Here is a 12318-nt window from a genome sequence, read left to right on the forward strand (position 1 = left end):
CCGATTGCTTGGTGATCATATTTTAGAATTTGGAGTCAGTCCCGCGGTATACTAGTGCGTTATGATGACGGGGGACTGACGCCATTTTTCATGAGGAGGCTTAGGAACCTGAGAGAGGTGGGTAAATGGGGACGTTCCCGACCCTGCCTTCAAATAGAAAGGAATAATCAGAAATCCCCCAATAGGATGACAAAAAAATGATTCATTCTGATTAGGTTTGATCCTCCGTCGAGTCGCTGGTAAGAATGTATTGCTTTCATTCGCGACAAAATACCTAAATGAAAACCCCCATAGTTTCTTCCATTGTTTCCCTCTAAAATTTTAAGTGTAAAGACAGTTGAAATCAGAATGGAGGAATAGTAGTTGAAGAAGATCGATTCTAAGAATCTATTAAAGGGATTGACGGCTTCTGCCTTGGTTGGATCTTTGGCCGTGAGTGGGCTTCCTTTGCTTTCCCCGGGGACGGATGTGGCGCAGGCAGGATCCGTTGTCACGTCGGATGAGGTGTTGAGTGCGTTGACACCGGAACAAAGGCGTGTCGTGAAAGAGATCGCGAGTACGTCTTCAGAAGGGGGCATTCAGCTTCCTGCCGGCATGGACCTGTCGAGTGAGGAAGACATCTCCGTCATCGTCGAATTGAAAGGACATGCTCCTGTGACAGAAGTGTTACTGGAAAAGATGAACGGGAACACGCTTTCTATGGAAGAAGCAAAGTCCAAAGTAGAGAAAGAGCATAAGAGTTTCAAAGAAGATCTTGAGAAACTCAAGATTAAAGGGAAGATCACAAGCTCGTTCAAGGAGTCCTATAATGGGGTGACCTTGTCGCTGCCTGCCTCTCAGGTGAGCAAGCTGGTAGAATCGAAACATGTCAAAAATGTGTGGGAGAACGGGAAAGTAGAGCTGATCGAGCCGGTTGTCAATGAAACGGAGCAAAGCAGTATCTATCTTGGGAAACACCCCCATGAAATGACGAATGTGGACAAGCTGCATGAAAAAGGATTGACAGGCAAGGGTGTCAAGGTGGCGGTGTTGGATTCAGGAATCGATTATAATCACCCCGATCTAAAGGATGCATATAAAGGCGGCTATGATTTCGTGGATGAAGATCATGATCCGATGGAAGCGACCTATGAGGAGTGGAAGGAATCAGGAATGCCTTTATACAATCCAACCTTATATTACACCTCACATGGCACCCATGTAGCAGGGATACTTGCAGGTCAAGGCGATGGCAAGACTCCGCTTTCGGTCAAAGGAGTCGCACCGGATGTCGATTTATACGCGTACCGTGTACTGGGACCATACGGCTTCGGTTCGACAGAAGACATCATGCAGGCCATCGATCAATCGGTGAAAGAGAAGATGGATGTGATCAATCTTTCCCTTGGGAATATCCTGAATGATCCGAGATCCCCTTTATCACAGTCCATTAACAACGCAGTTTTATCAGGGGTCACATCGATCCTCGCTGCAGGGAATGAAGGACCCGGGCTGTACTCTGTGGGATCACCGGCAACGTCAGCTCTTGGCATTACCGTAGGCTCGACGGATACAAAGGTGAGCTATGCCAACTTTATGGGGGCTCTTCAATCCGACCAGCTGCAAGGGGAAATCGAAGTGCGCTATTCGACTTCCGAGCTTGGAGTCAACCCGCGTGATTTGAAAGGAAAGACGCTTGAAATCGTGGATGTCGGTCAAGGGACGGAAGCGGAGTACGAAGGGAAAGATGTGGCGGGCAAGATCGTCTTAATCAAAACCGGTGGATACAGCCGGTTAAGTGAAGCTTATACGGTGGCGAAGGAAAAAGGCGCGGCTGTTGCCTTCGGATACTCCAAGAACTCTCCAGGATTCATCTCGGATGCCTACCCGGATGATCCTCATATGCTTCCGGCCTTTACCCTGGAAGGAAGAAAAGCCAATGAAATCGTTCAGGCCCTTCAAACAGAGGAAGTCACCTTTGCATTCAATGAGGTGAAAGAAAGAGAAGTCGCAAGGGATGACTACGTTTCATTCTTCAGCTCGAGCGGACCGGCAAGACTGACCTATGATATCAAACCGGAAGTCGTTGCACCAGGGGCCGGTATCTTATCCACGGTGCCGAAGTATTATCACCACGTGGAGGATTACACACAGTCTTACGCCAAGTTTTCGGGTACGTCCATGGCCACCCCACATGTGGCTGGAATCGCTGCCCTTCTCCTTGAAGCGAAGCCGAAGAGCGATCCGGATGACATCAAGGGCATGCTGATGAATACAGCCGATGATCTCATTGCCAACTATAGTGTATTTGATTTAGGTGCCGGTAAGGTGGATGCACTGGAAGCCTCAGAGGCAAGTACAATTATCCAGGTAGAAGACACAACGCCTCAAATAAAGAACGACCACGAAAAGGAAATCGATGAGTTAACGGGTGCTTTAAGCTTCGGGACCAAGTTTGTCAATGGAGCTGATATCGAGGACTCCCGCGACATCACCATTCAGAATACATCGGACACGGAAAAAGAATATGCCGTTGATGTCACTTTCAATGTAAATGCAAGAGGGTCCGTAGACGGGGAGGCCCAGGGTGTCAAGCTTGTCACTCCTGAAACGGTCTCAGTAAAGGCCAATGGAAAAGAGGGGTTCTCTGCGGAACTTCTGATCCCTGAAAAGGCAGTAACAGGCATTTATGAAGGGTACGTAACGTTTACCAATCGTAAGAACGAAGAAGAAGTATATCAGATTCCATTTGCCGTAAGAAAGGTGAAAGAAGGAGTCGACTATGTTCAAACGACCGATGTCCTCTCGACGGTCAGGGAGAATGGGTACGCCAGAACGCCTGCATTGAACGGAAGCTTCTCCTTGAATTCTCATATGAAGAGTGTAGACATCTTCCTGATGGACGCTGAAACGAATCAGGATATCGGGTTCCTTGGCAGTATGGATGGGCGATTCATCCCTGAAAATACTCCGGGTTATGTTTATGGATTTTTTGACGGGAGCTATTATCCGTTTACGGATGACGCGGATCACCCGATTGGTTATGAAACCATCGAAGCAGAACAAGGTGCTTATAAAGCGAAATTTGTGTTTACAGCAGACGATGGGAAAGAAACGATCATCGAAAAGCCATTCGTCCTCGATAACGAAATGCCGAGTGTAAAGACAGACCTTGAAGAACGAATCATTGAATTGGAGCCGGATGCGACATCATTCGCCATCAAGGGCTCTATCCACGATGAACAAATCGGCCTGGCCAATGAATTGGGAATCAATGTGAATCAAGGGAAAAATGGTGTATTTTATCGATCGAGTGGCAGTTACTATGATCAACCCGTTGCAGTGGATGATGAAGGGAATTTCCAGATTAATGGCTATCTCCCAAGCTACAAGAAAGTCACTTCCTATATCGTAAAAGGGAGAGACCGGGCAGGCGTGAATGCCCAGCAGCATGAATACTTCTTTGTGAAGAAGGGGACGCCATACCTCGCGACGGTCCCGGCTGAGAAAGAGGTGATGACGGGAGAGAGTATGAACTACTCCGTTTCCGCTCATCATCATGATGCCTGGAAGCAAATCACCTATTCGTATGCTTTCGATCAAACGATCATCAACGTCGATAAAGTGCAAGTCTCAGAGGAATTCAAAGACAAGGTTGCTGTTGAAACAGAAGTAACATCCAAAGGGATGACCGTTACATTAACATCTGTAACAGGCGAAGCGATTGCGGCTTCGGCAAACAGCTCCTTACTGGACATACAAGCGACGTTTAAAGAAGAAGGATTTTATCGTAAGGATCTTCCATTAACGGCAAGTGCCATCAAGTTGACGAAAGCCGATGACACCATCGTCAATCTTGAAGGGATTTCTCCTTCTGTCCAAGCCTGGTCAAGTGTCTCTGAATTGACGGGCGACCTAAACGGTGAAGCGGTCTTCCTCCGGGATGGCTATGGAAAGCTCCTCACAACAGATATTGACTACAAGGCACTGGGAGCAACCATCAAAGCCACGGACAAGGAAGGAAATGAATATGAAGGACAAGTCATCGAGGACGGAAAGTTCAAGATCCAATTGCCTTCCACCCAAGAACAGATGACCCTTACCTTTGAAGCACCGGGCCATCTGAAAGTCGTGAAAGAATTCCAGATCGGCCGTGAGAATAGGTATGGAGAAGAACAGACCATCAAATTCTTCCCGGCCATTGCAGGAGATGCCAACCACGACCAAATCGTCGATATCCGCGATGCTGTCTACCTTGAAACGCACTGGGGTTCTGCAGATCGCCAGGCAGATTTCAACTTTGACGGGAAAGTCGATAGGGAAGACATGACGTATATCCAGAAAAACTACTTAATGGTGAATCCGATGGTAGAAGTGAAGGATAAGGCGAAAGACAAGGATGCTGGTAGAAGTCTTGAGGATATTGTGGAAGCATTACAGTAATGTTGCGTTGGCGGCATAACGTAATGGGAAAGACCACTATGTGTATCTCGAGATAGTTGTTTTATGTCAATAAAATATTGGTGCCAGCCCCCGGTTCGTTATTTTCTGAACACAATGGGGGCTGGCACTATTTTTTTGAGGGGTGGCTGACATGTCTCCTTACGTCAACTGCAAGGGATTTTCAGATTTTCGGATAGCGGATTGGAAGTCTTTTTGTGTTAGAGGACTTCAGTACAATCAGTCCCTTCGCAAGGGTTTCATTTTACGATCATTTGAACATTTGACCAAGTCCTTATTTACCCTCCAAGACTATTCCTCTTTTTTCATTTCACCTGAGCAAATTTTCAATAGGGTCCTGTTATAACCTGAATATGTAAATAATTAATTAGTTTGTGATGGGGTCACTTATGTTGAAATGAATCAAAAAAGGAGAGGGTTTCCATGTTTGATGCGTTAGCTGGAATGGGGTTCTTGGGGTTCCTGGTTTTTATCGTGTTGGGATTGGTGGCGTTGGTGAGAAAGTCGGGTAAGGCGAAGAAACGGTTTGGGATTGCTGCGGGGCTTTTTGTTTTGTTTATGGTTGGAGTACTGAACAGTCCGACAAGCGAAACGGCCACTAGTGATGTGAAAGCGGATGAAGGGGAAGTGAAGGCGGCAAAAGAAGAGAAAGTTGGTCAGAAAGAAGAGAAAAAGCAGCCAGAAAAAAAGCCGGCCACAATGGAAGAGGTCAAGGCAGTTGTTACTGCGGGGATGAGTGATAAGGATTTTAAGAAAGCGAAAAAAGATCTGAGCGTCGAACATCCGAAAAGCATTTCGATCGGGAATGGAAATGTTGGCTATGTCCTGCAGGCCACTGACGGGATCCTGGTTGCGACAACGGACGGGGAGTCCATCATGGAAGTGGTTCCGTTTGCTTCGATGGAAGAAGTGGGGAAGTATGAGTCGGAGATGGTGGCAAAAGCAGAGGTTGAAGCGAAAGAGAAAGCCGAAAAGGAATTCGAGGAATCAAAGATCAAAGTGAGCGGCAATGGAGATACAGCGTCCGACGGGGTCAAGCTGACATCCGGTTGGGCAATCTTCGATGGAAATCATAACGGAGGCGCGAACTTTATCGTACAGCTGCAGGACGAAAACGGGAACGACCTTGAACTCCTGGTCAATGAAATCGGCAGCTATAAAGGGAAGACATTTGCACAGATTCCTGTGGAAGGAACGTACTACTTGAACGTCAAAGCAGACGGTCCTTGGGAATATACCATTTACCAGTCGCCGCCGGTGGAGATGGCCGATGCACCGACTACCTTGGAAGGCTCCGGCGATGACGTTGTATTCTTCAATATCAAGAGCGGGAATTACAAATTCAACTTCTCTCATAACGGTTCCTCAAACTTCATCGTTATGCTGAACGGCCAAGGGCTGATGGTCAATGAGATCGGGGCGTATGAAGGCTCTACACGGCAAGTATTGAAGACGGATGGGTATTATGCGCTGGTGATAAAGGCAGATGGTGATTGGTCTGTGGGGATAGAGGAATAAAAACAAAAAAGGTCGGGTTTCTTGTTTATCAAGAACCTGACCTTTTTCTTGTTTGCGTAACCATATATAAAATAAGGGCCGGATTGGCGGGGACTGAATTCTGCCTTCGACCCTCTATAAAAAAACCATAGAACCTTTCCCAGGATTCTATCGCAGCGGGTGCAGCTTTATGGATGGATAATCTCGATCTTATTCCCCTTATGTACCTCTTCCGTACCAGCTTCCAATGCAGTCTTGTAGTAACTGCATTTATGGTCGATGACTTCCATTGTTTGCTGAAGTTCTTTGATCTTTGCTTCTACGGTGGCTTTTCTTTCCAGGAACATATCATATCGATTTTGCAGGGTGGCATCGCCTTCTGCACACCAGTCTATGAAATGTTTGATCTCCTTGATCGGCATCCCGGTGGATTTCAGGCATTCGATAATGTGTAAAGCGGCAATATCCGATTCTTTGAATAAACGTGTGCCAGCTTCTGACCGTTCGACAAAAGGCATGAGGCCTTCCTTGTCGTAGTACCTCAGGGTATAGATTGAGAGATTCAACTTCTTTGCCACTTCGCCAATTGAATAGGTCTTCATCTTTACGCTCCTTTTCCAACTATCTCGAGATCGAGTTAACTCTATGTTTGTGGGGGGATCGTAGCACGGTTATCCCCTTCTGTCAAAGCAAAACAAATCAGCCAGATTGAGCAAGGGTTATCCCTTGACCTAGAGTGAACTCTAGGGATTACCATGGGTGTAACAAGAGTTCATCAGGTATGTTCACCTGTCTCTTGAAAGCTACTATCACAGGAGGTTTTTATTCATGGTAATTGCTAAAGCACGAGCCGTTGACGGTCCTGACAAATCTTTCAGAGAGGCTGAAATCGAGAGGCGCGATCTTGATGTGCATGATGTTCTGATTGAAATCAAGTATGCAGGGATCTGCCATTCCGATATCCATACGGCACACGGAGACTGGGGAGAAGTGAAGTATCCGCTCGTACCCGGGCACGAGATTGCGGGAATCGTCACGGAGGTCGGTTCCGGGGTTACGAAGTACAAAGCCGGCGACCGGGTAGGAGTAGGATGTATGGTCGATTCCTGCGGTGAGTGTAAGAACTGCCGGGATGGGGAAGAGCAGTACTGCCTCAAAGGAAACGTACCGACGTACGCTGGTGTGGACAAATATGGCGAGCTTACTCAAGGAGGGTATTCCACCCATATCGTGGTGACAGAAGATTTCGTCCTCCGCATCCCTGACAACATCGAGCTTGACGCTGCGGCACCTCTGTTATGTGCCGGGATTACGACATATTCTCCATTGAACCATTGGAATGCCGGCCCAGGGAAGAAAGTAGCCGTTGTCGGCATGGGTGGACTCGGTCATATGGCGGTCAAGATTGCACATGCCATGGGAGCCGAAGTGACCGTTCTTTCACGTACGTTAAATAAAAAAGAGGATGGCCTTGAATTCGGCGCAGAAGCCTATCATGCCAACACCGAGCCGGAGACGTTCGAGAAACTGGCCGGCACATTTGATCTGATCATTAACACGGTAAGCGCGAAGATTGATATCAGTGCGTACCTTTCACTCTTGACGCTGGATGGGGCGATGGTCAATGTGGGAGCACCTGCTGAACCACTGGAAGTCAATGTGTTCTCTCTCATCGGTCACCGCCGTTCATTTGCCGGTTCCATGATCGGAGGCATTCGTGAGACGCAGGAAATGCTCGATTTCTGCGGGGAACATGGAATTGTCCCTAAAATCGAAGTGATTTCGGCTGATTACATCGATGAAGCGTACGAACGGGTATTGGGTTCTGATGTGAAGTATCGATTTGTGATTGATACGAGTACGATTTAATTGATGAGTGAAGGAAAGAAGCAAGGGGCCCCCTTGCTTCTTTTTTTATGCGTTGGCAGTGTTTCTCCACACCTTTAAGTCTTTTGAATGAAAATTTTTGGGTTAATCAGGCATAGAGTTTATGTTGATTTGTGTCGTTTTTTCACACAGATAAGGGATGGTGCCTATATCCAAGGTACCTGCAATAACCCAATTGCTTTATAACAGAATAACGGAAATAATTTAATATGAACGGTTAGTAAAAATATAGTTTGATAGGGGAGAGAAAACACGGAATGAAAAAAAAGCTGCAAAAAGCGACGATCATTGTGTTAGGGGCAGGGCTCATATCTGGAAGTCTACCAGTATCGTATTCTGGTCTGCCTTCAGAAGCACAGGCTGCTTCTAAGATACCGGACGTTTTAATCCAAGACTCGGTGAAGGGAGAGGCTCAACCAGGTTCTTCCCCCACTGAGCAGGCACTCCAAGAATTGTCTCCAGAACAAAGGGAAGCCCTTGTAAAGCTGCAATCGATCAATCAAACAGGTTTGCATCTGGCACCGGAGATTGATCCGGATAGTACGGAAGAAATTTCTGTTATCGTTGAGTTTAAACAGAGTCCGTCCAAAGTGGCAGTCATAAAGGCCAAAGCAGAAGGAAAAGACTTGTCTGAAGCACAAGCCAAAGCTCAAGTCGAGAAAGAACATGATGCATTTAATAAAGACCTGGATAAGATATTGGATGGAAAAGGGAAGGGCAAAAACGCTGGATACATAGTAAAACGATCGTATAAAACAGCCTTTAACGGTGTATCTATGAAACTCCCGGCCAATCAAGCGAAAGAATTATTGCAATCCAATACCGTTAAAGCTGTGTACAGTGATGCTGAAGTTCAAGTAGAACCACTTGTTCAAGCATCAGATATCGATGCGGAACACACCGGGATTGGCATGTCAGATGAACGTTCCTTCTTACAAGTGGACAAGCTCCATGAAGAAGGCTTCACAGGAAAAGGCACGAAAGTAGGCGTGCTTGATACAGGTATCGACTATAACCATCCTGATTTGAAAGCCGCTTATAAAGGTGGATATGACTTTGTCGATAATGATGAAGATCCAATGGAAACGACATATGAGGATTGGAAGGATTCAGGAAGGCCGGAAGTTTCGGGTGGCAGAGTCTATTATACAAGTCATGGTACCCATGTGTCAGGGACGGTTGCCGGTCAAGGGACGAATCAGAGTAAATTCGCTACAAAAGGGATTGCACCCGATGCGGAATTGCATGCTTACCGTGTGTTAGGACCATATGGATCTGGATCGTTTGAAAATGTCATGGCAGGGATAGAACAAGGGATTGAGGACGGCATGGATGTGATGAACCTGTCACTCAGCGGTGCCCTGAATGATCCAATGAACCCTGTGAGCATGGCTGTTAACCATGCCGTATTAAGCGGGGTAACGATGGTGCTTTCTGCCGGGAATTCAGGGAATGCCATGTATACGCTGGGTACACCGAGTGCAGCTGCACTGGCGCTCACGGTAGGGGCAAACGATGTACCCGTGACGCTCTCTACGTCAACAGGATCATTGGATGCATTGTCTGTAGACTTGCGTCTCATGGCGATAGGATACGGGGATGATCTTGACCAGTTAGAGAAAGAGACCCTTCCAATTGTTTATGCAGGTATGGGAGCGGAAGCGGATTTCACAGGCAAGGATCTGGAAGGCAAGATTGCCCTCATAAGCAGGGGACAAAACATTCCACTAGTGAATAAGATCCTGGCTGCAAAAGAACATGGTGCAGCTGCCGTACTCCTATTCAATGATAATCCAGAAGAAGGGCATATTCCTGCATATTTTGCAGAAGGAAGGGAGTACATTCCAACTTTTTCATTAAATCATGCAAAAGGATTGGCTTTAAAAGAAAAGGTTGAGTCCGGTCAGAATGACTTTACATTTGGAGAAATGAAAGAAGAGAAAACACAAGGTGGCACGCTGGCAGAATTCAGTTCCCGCGGACCATCCCGTACAAATTACGATATAAAGCCGGAAGTGACAGCACCTGGGGTCTCTATGATGTCCACCGTTCCGTCAGATGTAGTGAACGGGGATAAAGGGGACGATTATCAATACGCGTACCTGCGGTTCTCCGGTACATCGATGTCGGCTCCGGTAGTAGCAGGTATATCAGCCCTGTTAATCGGATCCAATCCTGATTTGAGTCCGTCCGACATTAAAACGATCCTGATGAATACAGCAGATCCATTAAGTCAGCCTTACAGCGTATTTGAGCAGGGGGCAGGGCATGTGGATCCGTATGAAGCCATTCATTCAACAATGGAAATCACAGTCAGAGATGAAACTCAACTGATTGAAAACGGAGAATCCGAGACGATCGATGAAGAAACAGGAGGTCTTAGTTTCGGCCGGGTGGTTTACACAGGGGATCACATGTTGGATAAACGTTCTGTAAAGCTTACCAACAATGGGAAAAAGGATAAAACCTTTGATGTGAAGGTACAATTCCAAACAGGATTGCGTGAATCCAAAGACGCAGAAAAAAATGGAGTAAACGTGACAACCACCGATACCATCACTGTAAAAGGGAACAAAAGTAAAAATACGTCTGTTTTTCTTTCTATACCAAAGACAGCAGAAAAGGGGACATACGAAGGTTATGTAACCTATACAAACATAGAAGATCCTTCTGAAACGTACCAGATCCCTTTCGGTGTAACATATGAAGAAAATAAATTTGAGAAGTTTGACATTGTATCCGGTCATACGATGGCGTCAGTGGGGTATTCAGATGTCAATCCCTTTATGAAGAATTATCTTATGATGAATTATCAGGTGAAAGGTCATATTAAACGTGTGGATTTCTTGTACGTAGATCCTGAAACAGATGATATAGTCGGTCATGGTGGGTTCGTCAGTGGATTGAATGTAAAACCAAATAACGGTAATTTGGTATTGAATACGGGGTTTTACTTACCATTCATTGGTGATCAGAAAGAGCCGTTTTCAACGGATCCTGAATACTTGCAATCTCAATTCTCGAACGTGGTGGCTCAGTTCGTTAAACATGGAAATTATACACTAAGGGCCGTTGCTACAGACGATCAGGGGAACACATTTACCAAAGATCAATATGTGTTTGTTGATAATTCTGCCCCTGAATTCTCTATCACCTCCCTGCCACATGGTGTCTATGAATATGAAGAAGGACAGACATCCGTTCGGGTAGAGGGGAGCATCCATGAAGAAAACATCGACCACATGAAGAAGTATGGGTTCGATGTTAACCAGGCTTCCAACGAAGTTGTACTATACCACAATAAAGAGGTTCCAAAGTATAACCAATACATCACTAGTCCTAAATATGCGCCAAATGGAGAAGTTCCCCTTAATCCGGATGGAACATTTGCAGCTAATCTGCCGCTTGATGATGCCCTTCCGATTCTTCCGGTTCGATTCTTCGGTGTCGGAATATCAAGTGCGGTGAATTATCCAAACGCACATGCCACCTACTTCGTCAAGAAAGGAACACCATATGTGGATGCGACACCGGATAAGATCAACCCGATGATGGGAGAGACTGTCACCTATACAATCAAAATGAATAATACGTCAGGAATCAAAAATCAAACCATTGCCTTTGATTATTTGAGCGACCATTTTGAGATTGAAGGTGTAACCGTCCATCCGGAATTGGAGAAAAAGGCAAGCGTTCGAATGAATCATGAGGATGCTGCAGGTGGAAATGGAACGAGAAAACAGACCATTCATTTGACCATCAATGATCCTGAGGGTCTAACCGGCACCACCCCGGCTGTGAATGTAAAAGTGAAAGTGAAAGATGAAAAATACTATGAGGGTGTTTTACAATTACAAAATATAAATTCTGCCTATACGAATGAGGAAGGCTCTGAAGTTTCTCTTCCTAGTTTAGCTGTGGAATCTTATGTTGACCCGTCCTTTTCACAGATGAAAGTTCCTATTTTTGCTGAAGGAATTCCGTTTGGGAATGATTTTACCAAAGCAGGGATTGATGGGTATGCAACAGATGATTCCAACCATCAATACAACGGAACGATTGTGATGGAGAATAACGGCATTGCTGAATATCCAAGACTTTATGTTAAATTGCCGATTACAGACGAAGAATTCACCTACTCCATCCATGTACCGGGGCACTTTAAATATAGCAACCCATTCACGGTCTTTAAGCAAATCGGGGAGAAGATACGAGGCGAATTTGACACCGAAGGCTTTCCTCAGATGATAGCAGGAGATGTCAACGGTGACCAGGTCATTGATATCATGGACGCCACCTATATGCAATCTCATTGGGGCACGGACCACCGTGATGCCGATATTAACTTTGACGGTATAGTGGATATGAACGATTTCACATTCATCGAAAAAAACTATGGCCTACAAAATCCTACCGATCGAAGTGCACCGAAAGCAAAAACGAAATACAAAAATAAAACACTGGAATCAGTGAAAAAGGAATTAGAAAGCTAAT

At 45.9% G+C, this 12318-nt stretch carries 5 protein-coding genes; 4 read left to right on the plus strand and 1 reads right to left on the minus strand.

Annotation, left to right across the window (positions count from 1 at the left end; all coding sequences use genetic code 11):
- Positions 1 to 363: 363 nt before the first annotated feature.
- Positions 364 to 4422: a S8 family serine peptidase gene (locus tag Q1B03_RS13625; RefSeq protein ID WP_299742024.1), complete on the plus strand. Its 4059-nt coding sequence runs from the start codon at positions 364 to 366 to the stop codon at positions 4420 to 4422.
- 441 nt (positions 4423 to 4863) lie between these two features.
- On the plus strand, positions 4864 to 5958 hold the full coding sequence (locus Q1B03_RS13630; RefSeq protein ID WP_299742026.1) for a hypothetical protein: 1095 nt from the start codon (positions 4864 to 4866) through the stop codon (positions 5956 to 5958).
- Positions 5959 to 6125: 167 nt separating this feature from the next.
- On the opposite strand, the gene Q1B03_RS13635 is transcribed toward Q1B03_RS13630, so the two are convergent.
- Positions 6126 to 6539 carry a MerR family transcriptional regulator gene (locus tag Q1B03_RS13635; protein WP_299742029.1) on the minus strand — a complete coding sequence of 138 codons (414 nt, stop codon included), beginning with the start codon at positions 6537 to 6539 and terminating at the stop codon, positions 6126 to 6128.
- Between the two features lie 226 nt (positions 6540 to 6765).
- On the opposite strand from Q1B03_RS13635, the gene Q1B03_RS13640 reads away from it, so the two are divergent.
- Together Q1B03_RS13640 and Q1B03_RS13645 are read left to right on the plus strand one after the other, a co-directional pair.
- Positions 6766 to 7806 carry an NAD(P)-dependent alcohol dehydrogenase gene (locus tag Q1B03_RS13640; RefSeq protein WP_299742032.1) on the plus strand — a complete coding sequence of 347 codons (1041 nt, stop codon included), beginning with the start codon at positions 6766 to 6768 and terminating at the stop codon, positions 7804 to 7806.
- 275 nt (positions 7807 to 8081) lie between these two features.
- Positions 8082 to 12317, plus strand: a complete 4236-nt coding sequence (locus Q1B03_RS13645; protein WP_299742035.1) for a S8 family serine peptidase — start codon at positions 8082 to 8084, stop codon at positions 12315 to 12317.
- The last annotated feature ends 1 nt before the right edge of the window (position 12318 follow it).

The sequence above is a fragment of the uncultured Rossellomorea sp. genome (assembly GCF_947488365.1).
In the GTDB taxonomy this organism is placed as follows: Bacteria; Bacillota; Bacilli; order Bacillales; family Bacillaceae_B; genus Rossellomorea.